The sequence below is a fragment of the Pusillimonas sp. T2 genome, assembly GCF_002236805.1.
Lineage (GTDB): Bacteria > Pseudomonadota > Gammaproteobacteria > Burkholderiales > Burkholderiaceae_B > Neopusillimonas.
In genome coordinates this window covers 88,155-112,806 of the sequence record NZ_NIQA01000004.1, presented here as the reverse complement: position 1 = coordinate 112,806, position 24,652 = coordinate 88,155, and the positions used below count along the sequence as shown (strand labels likewise).

The window sequence follows — 24,652 nt, the reverse complement described above, 5'->3', positions numbered from 1 at the left end:
GCCTACCCAAAAACAACTCAGCCCGGGATCACCCGGGCTGAATTGTTTTAAACGACCAATAACAACGATGCTACACAGTCAGGTAACTGCGACGGATTTCTTCGTTCTCGGCCAGTTCTTCCATGGTTGCAGCATAACGGATTTGCCCCTTCTCGAGGACATACACGCGATCTGACACCAGTTCGGCAAAGTGGATGTTTTGCTCTGACAGCAGAACACTGACACCATGCTCTTTCAGAGCAATAATGGTGTTGGCCATTTGCTCGACAATGACCGGTGCAACACCTTCAGAGGGCTCATCGAGCAGCACCAGGAACGGATTGCCCATGAGCGTACGCGCTACCGTCAGCATTTGTTGCTCACCACCGCTCATTTGACCGCCCGGGCGATCTTGCATGGCCCCCAAATTGGGAAACAGCTTGTACAGCGCCTCGGGCGTCCAAGTATAGGCAGTGGTGCCGTCAGGCCATTGGCGCGCGGCCTGCCGACCCACTTCAAGGTTCTCGGTTACGGTCAGGTCGGCAAAGACACGGCGGTCTTCAGGCACGAACCCGATGCCAGCCCGGGAGATTTCATAAGGCTGGCGTCCGCTGATTTTTTTGCCCATGAAATGGATATCGCCTTTGGATTTCTCCATCAGCCCCATGATGGACTTCAACGTGGTGGACTTGCCCGCGCCATTGCGCCCCATCAGGGCCACAACCTCGCCACGCCGGACATTCAGATCGACGTCGAAAAGAATATGTGCGGCACCGTACCAGGCATTCAGTTTCGATACCGTCAATAACGTTTCGTCGGGGTTGAATTGGGTGTTGCTCATGCTTGCGCCCCTGCTTTTTTCTTCTCGAAAGTTTTACCTGTCCCGAAGTAAACCTCCTGGACTTTGGGATGATTACGAATTTCTTCGGCACTGCCTTCGGCAATCAATTGCCCACGGGCCAGCACAATCATGCGATCGGCATAGGCAAACACCACGTCCATGCTGTGTTCGGTAAACAGCACCGCCATGTTGCGATCGACCACCAGTTTTTTAGTCAGCGCCATCAGATCATTGCGCTCTTTGGGCGCCATACCGGCGGTGGGCTCATCCATAAGCAGAAGCTTGGGGTCGTTGGCCAGGCCCATGGCCAGTTCAACACGCTTGACGTCACCGTACGCCAGCTCGCTGGAGGCGCGGTCGGCCTGCGAGTCCATGCCCACTTGCGCAAGCAAGGCCATGGCTTTGTCGCGATAGTACGAGGCAGCCGGTTTCCAGAATGAATACACCTTGCGGTTGTGTGCCAGCAAGGCCATTTGCACGTTTTCAACCACTGTCAACGAAGCAAATGTCGCGGCGATCTGAAACGTGCGACCCACGCCAAGATAGGCGATTTCGCGCGGCGGCAAACGGGTGAGCTCGACGCCGTTAAGCTTGATCGAGCCTGCCGTAGCCTGCAACTGGCCGTTGACCATATTGAACGTTGTCGTTTTACCGGCACCGTTAGGACCAATAAGCGCAAGCAGCTCGCCGGCCTGCAAATCGAAATTGACGCCATCGACGGCGATATTGCCGCCGAAGGCCTTCCTGAGATTACGAACTTCCAACAAACTCATAGTGGCTGCTCCTGGCGGGCGGCACGCTTGGCGCCCCAGTATTCAAAAAGTTCTTTGATATAGCCCGCGATGCCTTGCGGAAACGCCAGAACGATCAGCAAAATAACGCCACCGAACATCGCTAACCAGTAATCGGTCAGGCCTTTGAAATAGTCTTGCAAGAAACTGAAGGTGGCTGCGCCGACAACCGGGCCAATCAGTGTTTGAATACCGCCCAGCAACACCATGACCAGACCATCAACCGATTTGCCGACCCAGATGATCTCGGGCGATGCACTGCCTTTTGAGAAGACATACAACACGCCAGCCAACCCGGCAAACACACCCGCAATAACGAAGGCAGCCCACTGCACCCGCTTGACGTCAATGCCCAGAGCATCGGCGCGCAAGGTTGAGTCGCGCGCAGCACGCAGCGCATAACCGAACGGCGAGAACAAGAGCCTGCGCAGGACAATGGCCGACAGCACCACCACGGTCAATGCAAAGTAGTAATACGCATCACCCGACAGCCACTCGGCCGGCCAGATACCAATCATGCCGTTCGAACCACCGGTGAAGTCGTCCCACTGATAAATAATGGACCAGACGATTTGACCGAAGGCAAGGGTTAGCATGGCCAGATACACACCCGACAGACGCACGCAGAACCAGCCAAAAATCAGTGCGCCGAAACCCGCAATAATGGGTGCTATGGCCATCGACCAACCCATCGAAAACGCGGCAGTTTTAAGCAACAGCGCTGCGGCATAAGCACCCAAACCATAGTACGCGGCATGACCAAACGAGTGCATGCCGCCCGGCCCCATCATGAAGTGCAGACTAAGCGCAAACAGTGAGGCCACCATAATATCGAGCGCCAATACCGTGGCATACGGCATGATATCGGACAACAAAGGCAGCGCTGCAATGGCCGCCACCGACACCATAATGAACACCTTGAACGGCATGGTAGCCGGTCGAATAGGCGCTTCGATCGGTGCAGAGTTGCGGCTGACGGCGGACACAGTGCCAAACAAACCCCAAGGACGGAACACCAGCACAAGCGCCATAAAAATAAACTCGACAACGAGCGTCAATTTAGGGAATTCGAAGCTGATGCCAAATAGGCTGACCGTACCCAACGCAATACACAGCGCTTTAAGCTCGGCGATGATAAGCGCAGCCACGTAGGCCCCAGGGATGGAACCCATACCGCCAACCACCACGATCACGAAGGCATCGCCAATGATACTCAGGTCGAGGGTAAGGTTAGCCGGCAAACGCGGGATTTGCACTGCACCACCCAAAGCGGCCAGAAAAGAACCCAAAGCAAAAACGGCCGTAAAGAGCCAGGCTTGATTCACGCCCAAGGCACCCAGCATTTCGCGGTCTTGGGTCGCGGCGCGAACCAGCGTCCCCCAACGGGTACGCGTCAACAGCAGCCACAGCAGACCCAACACAACCGGACCAATAAAAATCAGGACGATGTCGTATTTGGGGAAATAGCTACCCAGAATCATGATGGAGCCATTCAGACCCGGGGCGACAGGCCCTAACAAGTCTTCGGGCCCCCACAAAAACAAGGTGGCATCACGAATGACCAGCACCAGCGCAAACGTCGCCAGCAACTGAAAGAGCTCGGGCGCACGATAAATGCGCCTAAGCAGAATAATTTCGACCAGCGCGCCGAACGCGCCTACCAATAATGCCGCTGCAATCAGACTGAACCAGAAACCAAATGGACTGCTTCCGAACGACTGGACAATAGTGAAAGCCACATAAATGCCCAGCATGTACAACGAACCGTGCGCAAAGTTAACAATGCGCGTTACGCCGAAAATAAGGGAAAGCCCCGCCGCCACCAAGAACAATGATGACGCTTCGGCCAACCCGTTCAGCATCTGAACGATAAAACCCGACAAATCCATTTGATTGCCACCTGAAAATTAAAAACCTCTGCCACCGGAACAGGTGACAGAGGTTTGTTGCATTGCTTTACTCAGCAGCCTTACGCCACTCTTTTACCTGCTCGTCGGAAGGCTGAACACTTTTACCGTCAACATAGACGAAGTCGGTCATGATGCCTTTGCCATCTTTCTTGGCCAATTTACCCACATAAATACCCATGGTCGACTGATGATCTTGCGGACGGTAGGTAATGGGGCCAAACGGCGACATGAGCTCAAGACCACGGAAGGCTTTGATCAGCGCCTCGGTATCGGTCGAGCCGGCCTTCTTGATGCCCTCGGCCAGAGACATGATTGCAGCGTAGCCAACTACTGTACCCAAACGAGGATAGTCGTTGAACTTGGCCTGGTAAGCCTCAAGGAAAGCCTTGTGCTCGGGCGTATCGATAGCGTACCAAGGGTAACCGGTCACGATCCAGCCCTCGGGCGTCTCGTTACCCAACGGGTCGAGGTACTCGGGTTCGCCAGTCAGCAGGCTGACTACAGGCACGTTGTCGAAGTAGTTACGCTGCGAACCGGCACGTACCAGCTTGGCCAGGTCGGCAGCAAAAAGCACGTTGAAGACTGCATCGGCTTTGGCATCGGACAAGGCCTGGATAACGCTACCAGCATCAACTTTACCCAACGGCGAAGCCTGCTCGGCCACGAACTCGATATCGGGCTGGGCGGCCTTCATGAGCGTTTTGAAGGTATTGACGGCCGATTGACCGTACTCGTAGTTGGGGTAAACCACCGCCCAACGCTTTTTGTTCAACTTGACCGCTTCGGGGACCAGCATGGCCACCTGCATGTAAGTTGAAGTACGAAGACGGAAGGTGTAGCGGTTGCCGTCACCCCAGACGATTTTGTCGGTAAGCGGCTCGCTGGCCAAGAAGAAACGTTGCTTTTGTTTGGCAAAGTCGGTAACCGCCAAGCCAATGTGCGAAAGGAACGTACCGGTCAGGACGTCGACCTTGTCGCGCGAAATGAGCTCTTCGGCGGCACGAACTGCATCGCCCGTATTGGAGTTATCGTCGCGGATGATCAGTTCGACTTTTTTGCCCAGCAGGCCGCCGGATTCGTTGATTTGGCTAATGGCCAGATCCATGCCGTTTTTGTAGGGCCCCAGGAAGGCCGGCTGTGTTTTATAGCTGTTCAGTTCGCCGATTTTAATAACATCTTGAGCCAGGGCGGATGTACTTACCGCCGCGCCGAGCGCCAGGCCCAGCAGCGATGAATAAAATTTCATGCCTTTCATTGTTAGTTTCCTATGTGGCGCGCCTTGCCGGGTGGATATCGGCAAAACGCTATTGCAAGAGTAATAGCACCTTTCAAGTGTACACACCTAAGTTTTCAGCCACAAGACTGTTTTTACTAGGGATAAACCCTTGACTATAAAAGCAAATCAAACTGCGATAGGTGCCTAATCCACCTAAATATTTACCGCAGCGCACAATGCAGGATCGAATCCGTAGCAACGTGGTGCGAAGATGAACCATTAAAGCGCATACGCTTAATTGCCAGACGAGTCTGCGGCATCTGACTCACACATTTTGTTCAACAGGTACACTAGCGCCAGCTTTTCGGCGGGATTAAACCCGGCAAATGTCTTTTCGGTAATGTCGAAAGCAAACGGCACCATGCTGTCAACCAGGTTAAGGCCGGCCGGCGTGAGACTGACCAACACCTTGCGGCGGTCGGCGTCGTCGTGACGAACGCCCAGCAGCTTGCGTGACTTGAGGCGATCGATAACACCCCGCACGGTGGCCTGATCGATCGCTGTACGTTTGACGATTTCGCTAAGCGAGCACGCGCCGCAGTCGCGCACCGCACACAACACCACGAACTGGGCTGCGGTAAGTTGGGTGTCAGGGATGATTTGCTGGAACAACGCCGTATGGCGCTGATAGGCCCGCCTAAGCAAATGCCCCACCTGCTGGGAAAAGTCGTATTGCGGCTCACCGGACGGTGATGCGGGTTTGCGGGTGTGGTTATCAGACATTACAGGCTCTATTTTGTTAATGAGACGTGAAAACACTATGCGCTTAGCCCTACGCACTATATATTACGCAAGGTAAATTTTCGAGCGTAAGCACCCAAAAGTATGCAGGAACAAACCCTTATATTTATCGCCGCCAGCTTCCTGCTACTGTCGACCAGCCGCCTGTGCTTGTCGCTTTGGCAATGGCAGCGTGTCCGCCTTAACGGCGGGCTGGCCCCCATCATGCTTGGCGGTTTACGCATCGATGCGCACCAAATTGCGGTTCTGGTCGGCATTCCTGCCCTACTTGCACCCTGGCTGGGCCACTCCCCCTTGTTCGTCGACATCACGGGTTTCTGGCTGCAGTTTTCCTGGCTGCTGCTCGTGCTACTTGAAGTGTCAACACCACAATTTGTGTATGAGTACGACACCCGACCCGACCGCCTTTACGTGCAATACCTGCAACACCCAAAAGAAGTATTCGGTATGCTCTGGAAGGGCTACAAGCCGGTAATTTTTGGCGGTGTTGGGACATTGGCTCTGTTCGGCTGGGGCGGGCACGTCTTGTTCGGGCAGGTAGCCCCCGACACCCCCGTCGTCTGGTGGCAAGCCATCGTGCTTTCGCTGGTCACTGCCGTCATTGTGTTTCTGGCCATTCGCGGCACCCTTAAACACCGGCCCATCAACCCGTCCAGCGTAGCTTACTGCGGCGACAGCATGCTCAACACGCTGCCGCTCAATTCGCTGTACAGCGTTATTTACGCCATTTACAGCAAGAAAAACGAACGCTCCGCAGCCGATGTATACGGCAACATGTCTGCCGACGAGGTGAGCGCTGTTGTACGCGAATGTGCGGGCATAGAAAATACAAACCCCAGCATTCCAACACTGCATCACCAGACGGCCGCGCATACGCACACACAGCCTCTTAACATTGTCATCATCGTCGAAGAAAGTCTGGGCGCGCAGTTCACGGGCTACCTGAAAGGCCAAGGCCTCACTCCACAGCTCGATGCGCTATCGAGACAAGCCTGGAATCTGACGCGCACCTATGCCACCGGCACCCGCTCAGTCCGCGGCCTCGAAGCCTTGTCGGCCGGCTTCCCCCCAACGGTTTCCGATGCCGCCCTTCGTCTACCCGGCGCGCAATCACGTTTTTTCACGCTGGCTCAGGCACTACGCCTGCAAGGGTACTCAAGCACGTTCATTTATGGCGGCGAGGCCCACTTCGACAACATGAAAAGCTTCTTTTTGGGCAACGGGTTCGACAGAATCATCGAACGCGAACACTTCCAGAACCCCGCCTTTGTGGGTACCTGGGGCGCCAGCGACGAAGACATGTTCAACGAACTGCACCGTCATCTAAGCACGCCGTCTGAATCACCCACATTTACACTGGCCTTTTCCGTCAGCAACCATTCACCGTGGGAATACCCCCAAGGCCGGATTGTTCCCGATGGCGACCCTGCCACAGTCGACAACACTATTCGATACGCAGACTGGGCCATCGGCCAGTTTTTCGAAAAGGCCCGTCAAAGCGCCTACTGGGACAACACCATTTTTCTTATTGCAGCCGACCACGATGCGCGTGTTGGCGGCATGAGCCTGATACCCCTTAAACACTTTCATATTCCGGCGCTTTTCCTGGGCGGCACCATCGCGCCCAAACAAGATGACCGCCTGGTGAGTCAGATCGACCTGGCCCCCACACTGTTATCGCTAGCAGGCGTCAACCTCGACCACCCCATGATCGGCCAAGACCTGAATCAGCCACGCACAGGAGGCCGTGCCATGATGCAATTTAGCGAAAACTACGGTTACCTCAAAGACAACCAACTGGTTGTCCTCGAACCGCACCGCCCGGCCAGCCAGTTCACGTATAGCGGCGGCGACACTTACGCGCCCCAACCGCTCGACGAAGCGCTGCATCGCGAAGCACTGGCGCATGCCCTTTGGCCCAACCAGGTATACAAGCAAGGGCAGTACACGCTGCCGCATTTAATGGTTAAACAATAAACACGCAAAAATTTGCACAAAGTCTTTTGAATGTGTCATAATTGCGGTCTTGTCGGGGCGTAGCGCAGCCTGGTAGCGCATCTGGTTTGGGACCAGAGGGTCGCGAGTTCGAATCCCGCCGCCCCGACCACCATTTTTAAGCAAACAGGGTTGATGCCAAAAGCATCAGCCCTTTTTGTTTTTGCACACGCCAGTCGTGCCTGCGTCAGGCACGAGCCCAACCGGCCATGACATAATTAAGGCCTCTGTCGTTTTCCGAGTGCCTCATGTCCTCCGCCCAGCTTGCTCCGCTCGTCAACACCTTCAAACACGCCCTGCACAGCCATCGTCCCCAAGTGGGCATGTTTATGGGGCTGAACAACCCGGTCAGCGCCGAAATACTCGCGACATGCGGTTTTGATTTTTTACTGATCGATTGCGAACACGGCATTAACGACATGCCTACAGTGCAAGCCCAACTGCAAGCCATGGCACCCTACCCTACGCAGGTACTGGTTCGCCCGGTTGATCACAACCCCGCGACCCTAAAGCAATTGTTAGGCATGGGCGTACAAACCATTCTGGCGCCTATGGTAGATACCGCAGCACAGGCCGAACAATTAGTGCAGGCTTTGCATTACCCCCCTCGGGGTACACGAGGCGTTGGAACAGGGCTCGAGCGCGGTGCCCGTTGGAACGCCGTCACCGACTACGTTAAGCACGCCGAGAGCAATACTTGCCTGGTCGTACAAATCGAGTCGATTCAGGGGCTGGATAACCTCGAGGCGATTTGCTCGGTTGATGGCGTAGACGGTGTGTTTATCGGGCCATCCGACCTTGCTGCAGCGCTAGGTCATTTAGGCAACCCGCAACACCCCGACGTTCAGAACACAATTACATTAGCCCTAAGCCGCATTAACCAACAAGGCACCGCCGCCGGGTTATTTTGCGGCAACCCAGGACAAGTAGCTGCTTATCGCGCAGCAGGTGCATGCTTTATGGCCTTGGGCGCCGATACCGCTCTTTTGCGTAACGCAGCGGTACAGCTGGCCGCAACGGCCCGCCAGAACCTGTAGCTGCACGTGGCCGCGCATTTCAGTGTCAGTGCGCGCCCGACTTCGAAAATACATTCATCACAATCACCCCGGCCAGTATCAGCCCGATACCGATCAGCGCCGGCGCGTCGAGCGTTTGCTTGAATACCACCCACCCCACACCGGTAATTAGAACAATTCCCAGCCCAGACCAAATAGCATAGGCCACCCCCACCGGAATGGTACGCAAAGTCAGCGCCAACAAATAAAACGCAATGGCGTAGCCTACGACCGTAACGACTGAAGGCCAAAGCTGCGTAAAACCATTGCTGGCCTTTAATGCCGAGGTTGCAACGGTTTCGGCCACGATGGCCAACAGCAGATAGATCCAGTTGTGCATGAAAGTTTCCTGTGTTGCGCCCATAATGACAAAAAAACCGATTACGGTTGCCGGCAACGGTCGCAGCGCATTGAGCCCGCTTGCCGCACCCCGCCTTTGAAACTCGCCGAGGTACCGTCATGAAACTGCGTATTTTGTCAGATCTTCATCTTGAATACTGCCCTTTCGAAATCCCGCCGCTCCCCGATGACAACACGTCGACACTGGTCCTGGCCGGCGACATCGGGCAAATTAGCCAACGCGAAATCCTTGAACCTTTCCTGCGTAACGCGGCGGCGCGTTTTTCCCATGTGATTTACGTCATGGGCAACCACGAATACTACGAAGGCGACTTCCCGGACAGCCGGAAAACGCTGCGTCAATGGCAATTGCCCGCCAACCTGCATGTACTTGAAAACACAACAATCAAAATTGACGACATCACCTTTGCCGGCACCACACTCTGGACCGACTTTTACGATCTCGACCCAGACTGCCTGGCCGCGTGCCTGAAGTTCTCTCCCGACTTCATCCATACGCAATATCGCGAAGCGCCAAGCTCACCCGAACCTTTAACACCCGAGCATCAGTTCACGGCCCACCACCTGGCACGACGCTGGATCAGCGCCACGCTGGCCTCTTTACATGCCCGCAACGAAAAGACAGTTCTGGTCACCCACCACGGCATCTCACCCGGCTCTATACACCCAAAGTGGGCAGGCCAAGCCTCTAATGGCGGCTTCATCAGCGACCTCGAAAGCCTCATTCTGGCGGCACCGCCGATGTTATGCATTCACGGACACTCGCATGACTCTTTCGATTACCGGATAGGCACCGAAAAACAAGGTACACGCGTAGTCACCAACCCCCGCGGCGTGGGTAATCCAGACGGCACGCAAGAGAACAATGACTTTAATTCCTTTTATTGTCTGACACTTTAGGCCTAAAAAGCCCGATTTATCGGGAAACTACTAAGGGCTAAGTTGTAATGGATTTGAATACTATTGAGTCAGCCTGATCAATATAAAAATTGTTCAAGCGCACGCATAAGAAATTAGCCAGCTACGCACCCGTTCAATGACCTTGTTCGACGCGCCGGCCATTTGGCCGGCGTTCCACTACCGGAGGTAAGTATGCGCGTTTCCCGACTCATCCTTTCAGCAGCCATTGCCTTAAGCTCAAGTGCCGCCATGGCACAAACGGCTGTGCGTTTCGCGCTCGACTGGCGCTTTGAAGGCCCCGCCGCGCCCTATTTTGTGGCGCTCGACAAAGGCTATTACAAGGCCGAAGGCCTCGATGTCACCATTGATCCGGGCGCCAGCTCAGTCGAGCCCATCAATCGCGTCGCCACCGGCACCTACCAAATGGGCTTTGCCGACATCAACTCGCTGGTCAAGTACCGCGACAACACGCAAAACCCGCCGGTCAAGGCGGTCATGATGGTGTACGACACGCCGGCGTTTTCTATCGTTACCCTTAAAGACAAAGGCATCAGCAAGCCGAAAGACCTCGAAGGTAAAACATTGGGCGCCCCCGCACCAGACGGTGCGTACGCCCAGTGGCCAATCTTCGTCGCCGCAAACGACATCGATGCCTCAAAAGTCAAAATCGAGAACATCGGCTTCCCGGTGCGCGAGCCCATGCTGGCGCAAGGCAGAGTCGACGCCATTACCGGCTTCTGGTTTTCGTCGTACATGAACCTTAAAGCCAACGGCGTCAAAGACGAAGACATCGTGGTCTTGCTCATGCGTGACTTTGGTGTCGACCTATACGGCAATGCCCTCATGGCCAACCCCGACTTCGCCAAAAACAACCCGAAAGCAGTCGCCGGGTTCGTCAAAGCCACCATCAAAGGCATTCAAGAAACCATCAAAGACCCAGAGTCGGCGATTGATGCGCTCATGAAGCGCAATGCCATTGCCAACCGTGATGTCGAACTACAGCGCCTCAAAATGTCGCTCGAGCGTAACTTTGTGTCGCCCGACGTACTTAAAAACGGGTTGGGTGATGTTGACACAGCACGCTTCGAAAAAGCTATCGACCAAATCGGCCTGACATTCAAGTACACCAACAAGCCCAAAGTATCAGACGTCTTCACCAACGAGTTCCTGCCGCCGCTTGATCAGCGCATGGTCAAGTAATTCATAACAACAACTGGTTTCACAGGAGTCCCCATGACGGAAATGTTGGTTGAGCTCGATAATGTATCTATGGCGTATGGCAAAGGCGAAGCCGCCGTTCTGGCCATACAAGAAGTCACATTATCAATCCGCAAAGGCGAATTCATTGCCGTGGTCGGCCCGTCAGGCTGCGGCAAAAGCTCGCTCATGAAACTGATTTCAGGTCTGCATGCGCCGCTGTCGGGCAAGCTGGCTGTCGAAGGCAAGCCCGTCAACGGCCCCCTGAAGTCGGTCGGTATGGCTTTTCAGGCCAGCAACCTGTTGCCCTGGCGCACCTGCGTTGACAATATATTGCTGCCCCTTGAAATCGTTCAACCGTATCGCAGCAAAATCTCGTCCAACCGGGCCGAGTACAAAAAGAAGGCCGAAGATCTGCTGCATTCCGTCGGGCTCAAGGGGTTTACCGAGAAATTCCCCTGGCAACTTTCAGGGGGCATGCAACAGCGTGCCTCCATTTGCCGCGCGCTCATTCACGAACCCGAAATCCTCATGCTCGACGAGCCCTTCGGGGCGCTCGACGCCTTCACCCGCGAAGAGCTCTGGTGCGCCCTGCGCGACATCCAGGCCCAACGGCAAGTCACTGTCATGCTGGTAACACACGATTTGCGCGAAGCCGTTTTCCTGGCCGACACGGTTTACGTCATGTCCGACCGCCCGGGCAAGGTTGTTAAAAAATGCGAGGTCAATATCCCGCGTCCACGCGACCTCGACGTGACCTACACCCAGGAATTCCAGGACATTGTCCACGAACTACGGTCAATGATCGGGGGGAAACACTAAATGCAGCGCAACGAAATTCTTCAAAACGTCTTGCCGCCACTGGCATTTACCATCATTTTGTTTGTTGTCTGGGAAGTGATCTGCAAAGGCTTCGCCATTCCACTAACCATTTTGCCGGCACCCTCCGACATTTTCATCGCGTTGTGGCAATACCGCGTGCCCATCGCCGAAAACTCCTGGGTCACCCTCTGGACAACCTTGGTCGGTTTTTTACTGGCCACCATTGGCGGACTGCTTCTGGGCATTGCCGTGGGCTGGCATAAAAACATCTACTCGGCTATCTACCCTGTGCTGGTGGGCTTTAACTCGGTGCCTAAAGTCGCCGTCGTACCCATTCTTATCTTGTGGTTCGGCTTGGGCGAAATTCCCGCCATCATTACGGCCTTTCTCATTTCGTTCTTTCCCATTGTGGTCAACGTAGCAACCGGCCTGGCCACCACAAACCCCGAGCTCGAAGACGTATTGCGCGCCCTTGGCGCCTCCAAGCTCGACATCATGCGCAAAGTCGGTATCCCAGGGGCGTTACCGTACTTTTTCGGTTCGCTAAAGGTAGCCATCACGCTGGCGTTTGTAGGCGCGGTTGTATCTGAAACCGTCGGGGCTAACAAAGGCATTGGGAAACTCATGCTCGATGCTCAGGCCGCCTTCCAGGTACAAATCGTATTTGCCGGCCTGCTGGTGCTGGCTTTCCTGGGTATTGTTTTGTACGTGGCTACAGCGCTGGTCGAACAGCGTTTTACAGGTTGGGCGTTCCGCGGTCAAAACCGTTAAATTAAGCGTCACCGTCCCCACCAACGGCGCCGCTGTCAAAAGAAACAGCAAACGCCACTCAGGCTCACCCCGCAAACCGCATCAAGGTTTCCGGGGTGTTTTTATATCCAAAGCCGGGCTGGCATCCGCATGCTCAGTCACTCACATCACAAATAACAAACCTTCCGTACGCCCCCATCGTGCGCGCCCATCGGGCGAACTTTTCCAACGCCAGGCAGTCTTGTATAAAGCACTCATTTTCTTAATACCCAGACATGCCCATACGTTTCAGACGACGCCTGCTGTATTTCATTGGTCTTTTGCTTGTGGTGGCGGTTGCCGCCGGCTACACCGCACTCGATCGCTGGCAACGCGCCACCATTTTTTCGGTTGAACTGGGTGAAGCGCGCTGGGCGCGCGAAGCCCCGGCAGGAACGCAGGCCTACTTCCTCGATACACCAAATAAAGAAAAGATCCATGCGTGGTACGTTGCGGGGAAGTCAGCTGACGCACCCACAGTGCTGTACTTGCATGGGTCGCGCTGGAACTTGAACAGTAGCGTCTTCAGAATCGAGCGCTGGCTGGACATGGGCTATGCCATATTAGCGATTGATTACCGAGGGTTCGGTGAATCCACCCCTCGCCTGCCCTCACAAAGCAGCGCCGTCGAAGATGCGTTAGCCGCTATCAACGAACTTGCCCGCCTGCAGCCCGACCCAACTCAGCGTTTTGTGTACGGACATAGCCTGGGTGGCGCAATCGCCGCCATTGCGACTGCACAGTCTGAACGCCCGCCCATCGCAGGGCTGATTCTGGAGTCGACATTTACCAATATCAAAGACATGATTGAGACCAGTCAGTGGGCAGACATACCCGGGCTTGAATGGTTGGTCACCCAACCATTTGACACAGAAAAGGCGCTGACGCGGCAACGCCTGCCTACCCTGATCATGCACGGCACTGGCGACCGCGTCGTCCCTCATGGCATGAGCGACCGACTATTCGAGGCAATAAAACCCGCATCGCACCCCGCCAGCCGCCTGGTCAAGTTCGAGCTCGCATCACACTCCGGCGCAAGCCGGGCAACCGGATACGACGAAGCCGTCACAACGTTTATTAACGCTGTAACGGCTTCTCGCTGAAACCAGGCCTGACCACCTGAGCACAATGAAAACGGCCCTGTCACATACGACGCGACAGGGCCGTTTCGTATACCTTAACCGAAACGACCGGTAATATAGTCTTCGGTTTCTTTGCGCTGCGGCTTGACGAAGATGCTGTCCGTTTCACCGAACTCCATCAGTTCGCCCAGATACATGTAGGCGGTGTAGTCAGAGCAACGCGCGGCCTGCTGCATGTTGTGCGTTACGATAACCACGGTGTAATCGGTTTTCAACTCGGTAATCAACTCTTCGATTTTGGCCGTTGAAATCGGGTCAAGCGCCGAACATGGCTCGTCGAGCAACAACACTTCGGGCTTGATGGCCACACCGCGCGCAATACACAAACGCTGCTGTTGCCCACCCGACAAGCTATTGCCGCTTTGCTGCAACTTGTCTTTCACTTCGTTCCATAAGGCGGCTTTAGTCAGCGCCCATTCCACCCGCTCGTCCATTTCGCCCTTGCTGAGCTTTTCGAAGAGGCGCACACCAAAGGCAATGTTCTCGTAAATGCTCATGGGAAACGGCGTTGGCTTCTGGAACACCATGCCGATTTTGGCGCGAATCAGGGAAATGTCCATTTTGGACATCAGGATGTTCTCGCCACCCAGCAAAATTTCGCCTTCGGCCCGCTGGCCGGGATACAGCTCGAACATACGGTTGAATGTTCGCAACAGCGTAGATTTGCCACACCCCGATGGGCCAATAAACGCTGTCACCTTGTTCTCGCGAATCGACATATTGACATCGCGAATGGCGTGGAACTTGCCGTAGTAAAAATTCAGGTTCTTGACTTCGAGCTTCACGCGCTCGTCAGAGACATTGCTGTTCATGATTTATTTCCGGAAAAGCGCACGCGCAAGGATATTGATACCCAACACAAGCAAAGTAATAAGTACGGCACCGGCCCAGGCCAGTTCGTTCCAGTCAGAAAACGGGCTGGCCGCAAACTGGAAAATGACAACGGGCAAGTTCGCCATGGGCGCGTTCATGTTGAACGACAGGAACTGGTTGTTCAGGGCGGTAAACAGCAACGGCGCCGTTTCACCCGAAATACGGGCCACCGCAAGCAAGATACCGGTCACAATGCCCGAGCGCGCTGCGCGGTAGCAAATGAATGAAATGATTTTCCATTGCGGGCAACCCAGGGCTGCTGCGGCTTCGCGCAAGCTATTAGGCACCAACGACAACATGTTGTCGGTAGAGCGCACCACAACCGGGATAACGATGATCGCCAGCGCGACGGCCCCGGCCCAACCTGAATAGTGGCCCACCTGCGCCACATATACGGCATAAATGAACAAACCAATAATGATGGAAGGCGCTGACAGCAAGACGTCATTAAGAAAACGCGTTGCCGGCGCCAGCCAGCCCCGCTGGCCATACTCGGCCAAATAAGTACCGGCCAGAACGCCAATCGGTGTACCGATCAGCGTACCCACAGTGGCCATCATCACGCTGCCAACAATGGCATTCAGCAGTCCACCTACCGCACGGGGCGCGGGCGTGGGCTCGGTAAAGAGCGTCAGTGACAAGGCACTGCCCCCCTTGAATACCAGCGTGCCGATGATCCAGAACAACCAGAACAGGCCGAAAAGCAGCGCAGCCATCGACAGCACCAGCATGATCTTGTTGAATACCCGGCGCTTGCGGTAAACCGGGTTGTCGACAGTAACGATGGAGTCAGAATTAAACATTAAGGTTTCTCTCGTATTCGTTGGGCGTTAGTGCGCCGTTCCTTCGTTCTTACCCAGACGCAGCAGCATCATTTTTGACAATGCCAGCACAACGGTCGTGATCAGGAACAGAATCAGCCCCAACTCGAGCAATGCAGACTTTTGCATCCCACCGGCTTCGTTGAACTCGTTAGCCAATGCTGACGCAATTGAATTAGAGGGCGAGAAAATAGAACTGGGCAGGTTGTACGAGTTACCAATAACAAAGGTGATTGCCATGGTTTCACCCAGGGCACGTCCCAGGCCCAGCATAATGCCGCCAACCACGCCATTTTTGGTGAACGGCAACACCACCTTCCAGACCACTTCCCAAGTGGTCCCCCCTAGGCCATATGCCGACTCTTTAAGCAATGGCGGCACCAGTTCAAACACATCGCGCATCACCGCCGCAATAAACGGGATGATCATGATGGACAGCACGAGCCCGGCCGTAAACACACCAATACCAAACGGAGGGCCCGCAAAAAACTGGTTCAGGACAGGGATAGGTTCGAAGAACGAAATCAGGCCGGGTTGAATGAATTCCTGGAACAGAGGCACAAAAACAAACAGGCCCCACATCCCGTAAATAATCGAAGGGATAGCGGCCAACATTTCAATGGCGGTGCCCAAAGGGCGACGCAACCAGGTGGGCGACAGTTCAGTCAGGAACATCGCGATCCCGAAAGAAATAGGCACAGCAATAACCAGCGCAATTACCGAGCTGAGCAACGTACCGACAATAGGTACCAATGCCCCGTACTGGTCTTCAACCGGGTTCCATTCATTGGTCCACAAGAAGCTGATGCCGTACTTTGCGATGGATTCCTGGCTGCCGTAAATCAGCGACACCATGATTGCAGCCAGCAGGATGAAAACCAAAAAAGCGAATGTGCGTGTCAGGTTTTTGAACGCAATATCCATCAAGGTGCCGGTTCTGTTTGCCATGTTTGTTTCTAGCCGATTACGACCTTTGGCGGCGAGGCGCCAAATGACCAATATTTACACACGATAAAGACGGTGCCGCAGGTACTGCGACACCGTCCGTCAGGTTTGAGTCACACGATCAACGCGTTACACCCAAAATTTACTTCCAGATAGCAGAGCCATCAGCTGCTTTGATATCTGTTTTCCAGCCGGCCAGAATTTGGTCTGTAACCGCTTTGGGCATAGGCACGTAGTCGAGCTCTGCAGCCATGCTCGCGCCGTTTTCGAAGGCCCAATTGAAGAATGTCAGGACTTCTTTGGCGTTTTCGGGCTTGTCTTGAGCTTTGTGAACCAGAATGAACGAAGCCGAGGTAACGGGCCAGGACTCAGCGCCAGGTTCGTCAGTCAGGACAACGCCCATGCCAGGCGCACTCTTCCAGTCGGCGTTAGCTGCTGCAGCGGCAAACGCTTCTTGCGAGGGCTGTACAAACTTGCCGTCTTTGTTTTGCAGCGCTGTCCAGGACAGGTTGTTTTGCTTGGCGTAAGCGTACTCAACATAACCGATCGAGTTCTTCAACTGGCGAACATAGGCGGCAACGCCTTCGTTACCCTTACCACCCTGACCGGTAGGCCATTTAACGGCTTTGCCTTCGCCAACTTTTTCTTTCCATTCGGCCGATACTTTGGACAAGTAGTTTGTCCAGCCAAATGTCGTGCCCGAACCGTCGGAACGGTGTACCACAACGATAGAAGCCGAAGGCAATTTAACGTCGGGGTTAATTTTCTTGATGGCTTCGTCGTCCCATTTGGTGATTTTAGCCAGGAAAATGTCAGCCAAAACCTGAGGCGTCAGCTTGAGTTCGCCAGGCTTAACGCCATCAACGTTGATGACGGGCACCGTACCGCCAATAATCGCGGGGAACTGGAACAAACCGTGCTTCTCGAGCAGATCGGCCTTCATTGGATCGTCGGAGGCACCGAAGTCTACGGTCTTGGCAATAATTTGCTGTTGACCACCACCCGAACCAATGGACTGGTAGTTAACACGATTGCCGGTTACCTCTTGGTACTTGGCAGCCCATTTGGCATAAATGGGGTACGGGAACGAAGCACCAGCGCCTGTGATATCGGCAGCGTGGGCGGCCAGCGAGGCGGCGCCAAAGGCGATACCAACGGAAACTTGCAATAAAACGCGTTTAAACATCGAGTGATCCTCTTGGACTGTTTAAGAATTGACACATGCAACAACTTGCACAGTCGATATCGTACGAGCCCAATATGACATGTTCGTGACAGCGACCGTTTTTTAATGCCCCAGCAATGCCATGAGCTTTTCTTGCATGTTTATACGGCTGGCGCGCGACTTGACGCGCAGGTACGAGCCGTCGGGCTGGGCACGCCAAGCCAGCACGTTGTCGCGCAGCGCCCAGGTAAAGGCCTCGGTAATAACCCGTTTTTTAAGGGCTTTGTCCAGGATGGGGAACCCCACTTCGACACGGCGGAAAAAATTGCGATCCATCCAGTCGGCGGACGACAAGTAGACCTTTTCTTCGCCGTTGGCATGAAAATAAAATACACGAGAATGTTCGAGATAGCGTCCGACGATTGACCGAAGCCGGATGTTTTCAGATAACCCAGGCACCCCGGCACGCAATGCGCAGGCGCCACGGATGACCAGATCAACCTTTACGCCGGCCTGACTGGCTTTGTACAGCTCGTCGATCACCCGGGGCTCGAGCAACGAGTTCATTTTTGCCATGACCCGGGCCTTTTTACCCGCGCGGGCGTTTTCGGCCTCTTGGCGAATAAACTCAACCACGGTGTCGTGTAATGTAAACGGCGACTGCAGCAGCAACTTGAGCGGCCGGCGCGCGCCCAGCCCGGTAAGCAACGAAAACACCTTATCCATGTCTTCGCACATGCGCTGGTTGGCCGTCAGCAATCCAAAATCGGTGTACAGACGCGACGTACGCACGTGATAGTTCCCCGTGCCCAGGTGGCCATAGCGCTTGATATGCCCCTTTTCACGTCGTAGCACCAGCGCCATTTTGGCGTGCGTTTTATGACCAACGACGCCGTAACTGACGTGCGCGCCAACCTCTTCGAGGCGGGCGGCCCAGTTGATATTGGTTTGCTCATCGAAACGCGCCATCAACTCGACGACTACCGTGACCTCTTTACCGGCCTTGGCAGCGGCCAACAGCACCGCCATCAACTCGGAATCTTCGCCGGTACGGTAAATGGTTTGCTTGATGGCGACAACATCGGGATCACGCGCTGCGGCAATTAAAAAATCGAGTACAGGCTGAAATGACTGATAAGGATGGTGCAGCAAATGGTCTTTAACGCTGATGGCGTCGAACACGCCCGCCGGGTCGTTATGCAAATGGGCAAAGGGCTCGGGCACTTTGGGCCGATACTCGGAGAACTGCAGGTCGGGACGATCGACTGCGCTGCATACCTGCATAAGACGCGACAGATTGACCGGCCCGTTCACACGATAGGTATCGTGCGGCTCGAGAGAAAACTCTTGCTGCAGGAAGTTGATAAGCTTTTGCGGCATCACGTGATCGACTTCAAGGCGCACTGCCGCCCCGAAGTTGCGCTGCGACAACTCGCCCTGCAATGCCAGACGCAGGTTGGTGATTTCTTCTTCGTCGACAAACAGGTCGCTGTTGCGCGTAACTCGCCACTGATAACAGCCCCCTACCTCAAGCCCTGGGAACAGTTCGCCCACAAACTCTGAAATAAGCGTAGAGAGCAGGATGAACCCGTGCTGCACCCCGGAAATTTCGGGCGGTACGCGCATGACGCGCGGCAAAGCGCGAGGCGCCTGCACGATAGCAATTTGCCCCTGACGGCGAAATGCATCTTCGCCAGACAATGACACAATAAAGTTCAGACTTTTATTAAACACCCGGGGAAACGGATGCGCCGGATCCAGACCAATCGGCGTGAGCAACGGCATGACGTCGCGCATGAAAACATTGTGCGCCCACATCCGTTGCTCGTCTGTCCAGTGGTGAGGGTCGGACAGCGTAATGCCCTCTTTGGCCAAGGCCGGCAAAATTTCGGTAGTCAACAGATGGTACTGACGCTCGATCAACCCCCGGGCGGCAACCTGAATGCGCTCGAAGGCTTCCGTTGGCTTATAGCCATCGGGCCCCACCACATTGGCATTGCGGGCCATTTGCTCTTTAAGACTGGAAATCCGTATTTCGAAAAACTCGTCAAGGTTCGAACTGACGATGCAAACATAACGTAAACGTTCGATTAGCGGAGTAGTGGCGTAGTCGGCCATGGCCAGAACACGCTCGTTGAACTTCAGCAAAGACAACTCACGATTCAGCAGAGTGGGCTGATCACCATTTAACGGGACAATCGAAGGCATACGGAATCCAGGTTACAAGGGGGGCTGCCAGACTTATACGTCAGTTTCTTGACAGGATTATGACAACCTGCAACGGTACATTCAAGCCGTTACCCCGTGCCGACTTGACCGATGACAACGCCGCGACACAATAAACCTTTGCACCCGCCGCCGGTTTGAGCCCAAACAGAATTTATAATCCAGGAGCCACACAACGGATAACCACGAATGGACCACCTACTTGCCGCCGTCGATCTCGGCTCCAACAGCTTCCGGCTTTCTATTGGCCGCGTCGTCCAGCAAGACGACATAGCCCATATCTACGCTGTCGACAGGCTGAAAGAGTCAGTACAGCTGGCTGCCGGCCTGGGGCCCGACGACATCCTCGACGATGCATCAATCGCCCGGGCCATTACCGTCTTACGCCGCTATGGCGAACGTCTGGACGGCTTCCATCCCGACCGCGTACGTGCCGTCGCCACCAGCACCTTCAGGGTCGCCAAAAATGCCAATGTGTTATTGCCCCTCGCCGAAGAGGCGCTGGGGTTTCCCATCGAAGTCATTGCAGGCCAGGAAGAAGCCCGGCTTATCTTTTCTGGGGTGGCCAACGAACTCCCCCCCTCGCAAAATCGCCGCCTGGTCATCGACATTGGCGGCGGCTCAACCGAATTCATCATCGGATGCGGGTTTGAACCCCTGCAACTGTCGTCGCTGCTCATGGGCTGCGTCAGCTACACGCAGCGTTTTTTCCCAGATGGCAAAATTACCGCCGACCGCATGGATCGCGCGCAAATTGCCGCCCGGCGCGAGCTTGAAACCATCTCTCGCAAATTTCGCAAAACAGGTTGGCAAGAAGCCTACGGCTCTTCCGGCACTGCCAAGGCATTGTTCGCGGTCCTGACCGACTCAAACATGTCACGCCAGGGTATCACGCTGGAAGGGCTCGAAAAACTACGCGCCAAGCTGGTCTCAGATGGCAAGGTTGTGGTCGACCAACTACCTGGGCTCAAAGCGTCCAGGGCCAACGTCTTGGCCGGCGGCCTGGCCATCATGCTGGCGGCCTTCCACGAGCTTAAAATCGAAAGCATGTGGTCTGGCGAAGGGGCCTTGCGGGTAGGCGTGCTTTACGACCTGCTGGGGCGAGAGTCCGCGCACGACAAACGCGACGAAACCTCGAAACAGTTCATGCGCCGCTACCATGTCGACACTGCGCAAGCATCGCGCGTCCGCCAGGCTGCGCTCAAACTGTTCGAACCCCTGAACATCGACCCGCAACAAAAAGAAGACCTGCAAAAATCACTGGGCTGGGCCGCCGAACTTCACGAGATCGGCTTTTCCATCACCGCCGACCACTATCACAAGCACAGCGCGTATATCCTAGAACACGCCGATATGCCTGGGTTTTCAAACGACGAACAAGCCGCACTATCGTGGTTGGTGCTTGGACACCTGGGCAAACTGGGCAAGCTTAAATCGCGCAAGCCAACACGTAACCAATGGGCTGCGCTGCTCTGCCTGCGCCTTGCGGTGCTACTCATGCGCCGCCGGGAAAGCCTGCAGCGCCTGCCCATGCGTATCGAACTCGATGACAACAGCCTGCGCATCATTACCAACAAAGTTTGGATGGCCAATCATTCGCTCACGGCCTATTCACTTGAAAACGAAGTAACCGAATGGGTAAAAACAGGCTTTAACGTCGTTCTGGAATAAACGCCACCCAAAAATAAGCGCAGCGTAAAGCAGCGCCAGCCAATGCAAAAAGCCTGCCGGTATGCCGACAGGCTTTTTGCATTGTTAACGACGATGTCTGCAGTAATCGGTTAGCGACTAAGCCAGACCAAAATGCTTACGGTAGCGATCGTCCATGCGGGTCATATCGAGCAACACAGGGAAGTCGGCTGTGTTGAAGTCGGGGTCCCAGGCAGGTTCGCCGCAAATCGTGGCGCCCAGTTTCAAATACCCCTTGATAAGCGGAGGCACGCGGGCAGGAAGCTCGCTGTTGAGACGCTCAACCGGGTAGCGATGACGGGGAATGACTCGCGGCATCTCGGGCGCTGCATCGAGTTCTTTTTTAGCCGAACGCCAGACTTCGGCAGCCGTAACGCCGTCGTCGCGCAGACTAACACTGGCACACCCCAGCACGTACCGAAGGCCATGCTGCTTGACCAGGGTGGCAATACCAGACCAGAGCAACATAATGACCGAGCCGTTCCGGTAATCGGCATGAATACACGAACGACCGACTTCGGCCATGTTCGAGCGCAGCCCTTGCAAAGCGCTGATATCGAACTCGGACTCAGAGTAATACCCACCAGCTTTAGCCACGTTGGCGGGCGACAAAAATCTGTAGGTCCCAACCACGCGACCGGAATTAGCCTCTTTGACCATGACATGTTCACACCATGGATCATAGCGATCGGCGTCAAGACCATCGACAGCGTCGGGGAAAACCGCGTTCATTTCTTCGGTGAACACGTTAAACCTCAGGCGCTGGATGGCCTCGAGTTCTTCGTTGGTACGCGCCAAACCCATGACAAGGCTTTCAGCCGGAGCTGACCATACAGCAGTGGTATCGACGTTTGCGTTAACACGCACAAGCTCGAGCATAGACATTACTCCACAAACATGCAGCGATTATGACCGGGTAATGTTTCAAGTATTCGCCAATTACGTTACTGCTTTGTTAAATTAACTGCAACCAATTCTCGCACACATTGCTCAGCCAAGTCAGCCTCTTCAGCCTCGACCATCAAGCGTAGCTTAGGTTCGGTACCCGAAGCACGGATTAAAACCCGCCCACGATTGCCCAAACGCGCCTCGACGGCTTCGCGTGCGTGTTGCAAACCTTGATGAGTTTGCCATTGCAAACCGGGCGTTAGCGCCACATTCACCATTTTTTGTGGGTACATTTTCAGGTCGGCAACCAGTTGCGGGAGCGTCTGCCCTGAACGGCGCAAAGCGGTCAGCACTTGCAGCGCGGCAATAATGCCATCGCCTGTCGTGTGGCAATCGAGACACAACAAATGCCCCGAACTTTCGCCGCCATACAACCAGCCCTTCTGCTTCATGAGCTCAAGCACATAGCGATCGCCCACATTGGCACGGGCAAAGCCAATACCCATATCGGCCATACGCTTTTCGAAACCAAAATTGGTCATCAGCGTGCCGACGACGCCCTCGACCGCATGCGCCTTGTGACGCCCGGCCACAATCACGTAAAGCAGTTCGTCGCCGTTGTAAACGCGGCCTTCGCGGTCAACCATCTGCAGTCGATCGGCATCGCCGTCTAGTGCGATACCCAGATCAGCGCCGTGCTCGCGAACCGTCTGCGCCAGATTTTCGGGGTGCAATGCGCCAACACCCTCGTTGATATTGAAACCATCGGGCTGACAGCCAATGGCAATGACCTCAGCACCCAGTTCGCGGAACACATGGGGAGCGATGTGATACGCCGCACCGTGCGCCGCATCGACCACGATTTTCATGCCCGAAAGGTCGAGCTCGTTGGGAAAGGTGCTTTTGCAAAACTCGATATACCGCCCTGCAGCGTCGTCGATGCGACGGGCACGGCCCAGGGCCTCGGATGACACACACCCAAGCGGCGCATCGATTGCCGATTCGATTTCAGACTCGATATCGTCAGGCAACTTCATGCCCTGTGCCGAGAAAAACTTGATGCCATTGTCTTGATAAGGGTTGTGCGACGCACTGATGACAATACCCGCCGTCAGACGCAGGGCCCGCGTAAGGTAAGCCACAGCCGGCGTAGGCACTGGCCCGGCCAACAAGACGTCGACACCGGCCCCCGAGAGCCCGGCTTCGAGTGCCGACTCGAGCATATAGCCTGAAATACGCGTGTCTTTGCCAATAACCACCGTAGGCCGGCCGCGCCCGTGCGTGTGATGCCTGGCCAACACCTGACCCGCTGCATAACCTAATCGCAAGGCAAACTCGGGGTTGATGGTGGCACCACCAACAACCCCGCGTATCCCGTCTGTGCCAAAATACTTGCGCTGACTCATTCTTCTATTCCATTTTCTATTGTTTGCCAGACCTTGATGGCATCGAGGGTGGGCGCAACGTCGTGAACACGCACCATGGCTGCACCCCGCATTACCCCGGCAAGGGCACCTGCCACACTGCCGCCCAGACGCTCGTGCGCCGGACGCCCGGTCACATGACCAATCATGGACTTGCGGGACAGCGCCACCAACCAAGGATAATCGTCGAATTGTAAATCGTGAAGTTGCTTAAGCAACTGGTAATTTTGAGCTGCTGTTTTACCAAAACCGAAACCTGGGTCGAGCAAAATTCGAGAAGCGGCCACACCACCGGCCCGCAGGGCCTGCACCCGCTCGTTCAAAAACGCACGTACCTCGGCAACGACGTCGATATAACTGGGGGCTTGCTGCATCGTGCGGGGCTCACCCTGCATATGCATGACACACAACCCGCACTGCGACCCCGCGACCGCCTGAATCGCACCAGGCTGCCGAAAGCCAAATATATCGTTGATCATGTCGGCGCCCGCATCGATGACGCAGCGCATGACATCGGGCTTGAACGTGTCGACGGAAAGGGGCACGCCCAGCGGCCGTAACGCCTCGATGACAGGTAACAGGCGCGACAACTCTTCGTCGGCTTCAACAGGTTGTGCGCCCGGCCGGGTAGACTCGGCACCAATATCGATAATGTCCGCGCCGTCGGCAATGAGCTGACGCGCGTGAGCAATGGCATCTTCGGTTGCAAAATGCAGGGCGCCATCGGAAAAGGAGTCGGGGGTAACGTTAAGGATACCCATGACAAGCGGGCGCTCGAAGGTCAGTTCGAAGCGCCCGCATTGGAGACGTTGCGTCATGTAGG

22 protein-coding genes and 1 tRNA gene are annotated in these 24,652 nt (G+C 55.1%); 9 read left to right on the top strand and 14 right to left on the bottom strand.

All coding sequences use genetic code 11. The annotated features are described in order from the left end of the window. Window positions 1–70: 70 nt before the first annotated feature. The 5 genes from PuT2_RS08700 to PuT2_RS08680 all read right to left on the bottom strand — a co-directional run bounded on the left by PuT2_RS08700 (window position 71) and on the right by PuT2_RS08680 (window position 5,520). Entirely contained in the window at window positions 71–820 is a 750-nt protein-coding gene (locus PuT2_RS08700; RefSeq protein ID WP_093970652.1) for an ABC transporter ATP-binding protein, read from the bottom strand. After that, window positions 817–1,593, bottom strand: coding sequence for an ABC transporter ATP-binding protein (locus PuT2_RS08695; protein ID WP_093970651.1), 777 nt, complete (start codon window positions 1,591–1,593; stop codon window positions 817–819). The genes PuT2_RS08700 and PuT2_RS08695 overlap by 4 nt, the downstream gene beginning before the upstream one ends. After that, a complete protein-coding gene (locus tag PuT2_RS08690; RefSeq protein ID WP_093970650.1) occupies window positions 1,590–3,500 on the bottom strand; it encodes an ABC transporter permease in 1,911 nt (636 codons plus the stop codon). Before PuT2_RS08690 ends, PuT2_RS08695 begins: the two co-directional genes overlap by 4 nt. 67 nt (window positions 3,501–3,567) lie before the next feature. Beyond that, complete coding sequence (locus PuT2_RS08685; protein ID WP_093970649.1) at window positions 3,568–4,776, bottom strand: ABC transporter substrate-binding protein; 1,209 nt, start codon at window positions 4,774–4,776, stop codon at window positions 3,568–3,570. Window positions 4,777–5,031: 255 nt separating this feature from the next. Further along, complete coding sequence (locus tag PuT2_RS08680; RefSeq protein ID WP_093970648.1) at window positions 5,032–5,520, bottom strand: MarR family winged helix-turn-helix transcriptional regulator; 489 nt, start codon at window positions 5,518–5,520, stop codon at window positions 5,032–5,034. Between the two features lie 102 nt (window positions 5,521–5,622). Between PuT2_RS08680 and PuT2_RS08675 the strand changes: the two genes are divergently transcribed. From PuT2_RS08675 to PuT2_RS08665, 3 genes are all read left to right on the top strand, one after another. Next, window positions 5,623–7,515, top strand: coding sequence for an LTA synthase family protein (locus tag PuT2_RS08675; RefSeq protein ID WP_093970647.1), 1,893 nt, complete (start codon window positions 5,623–5,625; stop codon window positions 7,513–7,515). A gap of 53 nt (window positions 7,516–7,568) precedes the next feature. Then, window positions 7,569–7,645, top strand: a tRNA-Pro gene (locus PuT2_RS08670). 136 nt (window positions 7,646–7,781) lie between these two features. Beyond that, window positions 7,782–8,570 carry an HpcH/HpaI aldolase/citrate lyase family protein gene (locus PuT2_RS08665; protein WP_093970646.1) on the top strand — a complete coding sequence of 263 codons (789 nt, stop codon included), beginning with the start codon at window positions 7,782–7,784 and terminating at the stop codon, window positions 8,568–8,570. Window positions 8,571–8,595: 25 nt separating this feature from the next. Here the strand turns inward: PuT2_RS08665 and PuT2_RS08660 are convergent, their stop codons facing one another. Then, window positions 8,596–8,928 carry a multidrug efflux SMR transporter gene (locus PuT2_RS08660; RefSeq protein WP_093970828.1) on the bottom strand — a complete coding sequence of 111 codons (333 nt, stop codon included), beginning with the start codon at window positions 8,926–8,928 and terminating at the stop codon, window positions 8,596–8,598. Window positions 8,929–9,047: 119 nt separating this feature from the next. On the opposite strand from PuT2_RS08660, the gene PuT2_RS08655 reads away from it, so the two are divergent. The 5 genes from PuT2_RS08655 to PuT2_RS08635 all read left to right on the top strand — a co-directional run bounded on the left by PuT2_RS08655 (window position 9,048) and on the right by PuT2_RS08635 (window position 13,759). Continuing rightward, a complete protein-coding gene (locus PuT2_RS08655) occupies window positions 9,048–9,848 on the top strand; it encodes a metallophosphoesterase (RefSeq protein ID WP_093970645.1) in 801 nt (266 codons plus the stop codon). A gap of 192 nt (window positions 9,849–10,040) precedes the next feature. Beyond that, complete coding sequence (locus tag PuT2_RS08650) at window positions 10,041–11,048, top strand: ABC transporter substrate-binding protein (RefSeq protein WP_093970644.1); 1,008 nt, start codon at window positions 10,041–10,043, stop codon at window positions 11,046–11,048. A gap of 33 nt (window positions 11,049–11,081) precedes the next feature. Further along, entirely contained in the window at window positions 11,082–11,867 is a 786-nt protein-coding gene (locus tag PuT2_RS08645; protein ID WP_093970643.1) for an ABC transporter ATP-binding protein, read from the top strand. Further along, a complete protein-coding gene (locus tag PuT2_RS08640; protein WP_093970642.1) occupies window positions 11,868–12,638 on the top strand; it encodes an ABC transporter permease in 771 nt (256 codons plus the stop codon). 254 nt (window positions 12,639–12,892) lie between these two features. Next, window positions 12,893–13,759: an alpha/beta hydrolase gene (locus PuT2_RS08635; protein ID WP_093970641.1), complete on the top strand. Its 867-nt coding sequence runs from the start codon at window positions 12,893–12,895 to the stop codon at window positions 13,757–13,759. A gap of 74 nt (window positions 13,760–13,833) precedes the next feature. Here PuT2_RS08635 and pstB read toward each other — a convergent pair whose 3' ends face one another. The 5 genes from pstB to ppk1 all read right to left on the bottom strand — a co-directional run bounded on the left by pstB (window position 13,834) and on the right by ppk1 (window position 19,810). Then, a complete protein-coding gene (gene pstB / locus PuT2_RS08630) occupies window positions 13,834–14,610 on the bottom strand; it encodes a phosphate ABC transporter ATP-binding protein PstB (protein ID WP_093970640.1) in 777 nt (258 codons plus the stop codon). A gap of 3 nt (window positions 14,611–14,613) precedes the next feature. Continuing rightward, a complete protein-coding gene (gene pstA, locus PuT2_RS08625; protein ID WP_093970639.1) occupies window positions 14,614–15,474 on the bottom strand; it encodes a phosphate ABC transporter permease PstA in 861 nt (286 codons plus the stop codon). A gap of 27 nt (window positions 15,475–15,501) precedes the next feature. After that, window positions 15,502–16,440, bottom strand: a complete 939-nt coding sequence (pstC, locus tag PuT2_RS08620) for a phosphate ABC transporter permease subunit PstC (RefSeq protein ID WP_093970638.1) — start codon at window positions 16,438–16,440, stop codon at window positions 15,502–15,504. 139 nt (window positions 16,441–16,579) lie between these two features. Next, the gene (gene pstS / locus PuT2_RS08615; protein ID WP_093970637.1) at window positions 16,580–17,623 is read right to left on the bottom strand and encodes a phosphate ABC transporter substrate-binding protein PstS; all 1,044 of its coding nucleotides are present in this window, start codon (window positions 17,621–17,623) and stop codon (window positions 16,580–16,582) included. 102 nt (window positions 17,624–17,725) lie between these two features. After that, window positions 17,726–19,810: a polyphosphate kinase 1 gene (gene ppk1 / locus PuT2_RS08610; RefSeq protein WP_093970636.1), complete on the bottom strand. Its 2,085-nt coding sequence runs from the start codon at window positions 19,808–19,810 to the stop codon at window positions 17,726–17,728. A gap of 207 nt (window positions 19,811–20,017) precedes the next feature. Here ppk1 and PuT2_RS08605 point away from each other — a divergent pair, with 207 nt between their 5' ends. Next, window positions 20,018–21,499 (top strand): Ppx/GppA phosphatase family protein, encoded by a 1,482-nt coding sequence (locus PuT2_RS08605; protein WP_093970635.1) that lies wholly within the window; start codon window positions 20,018–20,020, stop codon window positions 21,497–21,499. 117 nt (window positions 21,500–21,616) lie between these two features. Here PuT2_RS08605 and PuT2_RS08600 read toward each other — a convergent pair whose 3' ends face one another. The 3 genes from PuT2_RS08600 to folP all read right to left on the bottom strand — a co-directional run bounded on the left by PuT2_RS08600 (window position 21,617) and on the right by folP (window position 24,647). Then, window positions 21,617–22,396 carry a GNAT family N-acetyltransferase gene (locus tag PuT2_RS08600; protein WP_093970634.1) on the bottom strand — a complete coding sequence of 260 codons (780 nt, stop codon included), beginning with the start codon at window positions 22,394–22,396 and terminating at the stop codon, window positions 21,617–21,619. A 65-nt stretch (window positions 22,397–22,461) separates the two neighbouring features. Beyond that, window positions 22,462–23,811, bottom strand: coding sequence for a phosphoglucosamine mutase (gene glmM / locus PuT2_RS08595; RefSeq protein ID WP_093970633.1), 1,350 nt, complete (start codon window positions 23,809–23,811; stop codon window positions 22,462–22,464). Continuing rightward, window positions 23,808–24,647: a dihydropteroate synthase gene (gene folP / locus PuT2_RS08590; protein ID WP_093970632.1), complete on the bottom strand. Its 840-nt coding sequence runs from the start codon at window positions 24,645–24,647 to the stop codon at window positions 23,808–23,810. The genes glmM and folP overlap by 4 nt, the downstream gene beginning before the upstream one ends. Between the last annotated feature and the right edge of the window lie 5 nt (window positions 24,648–24,652).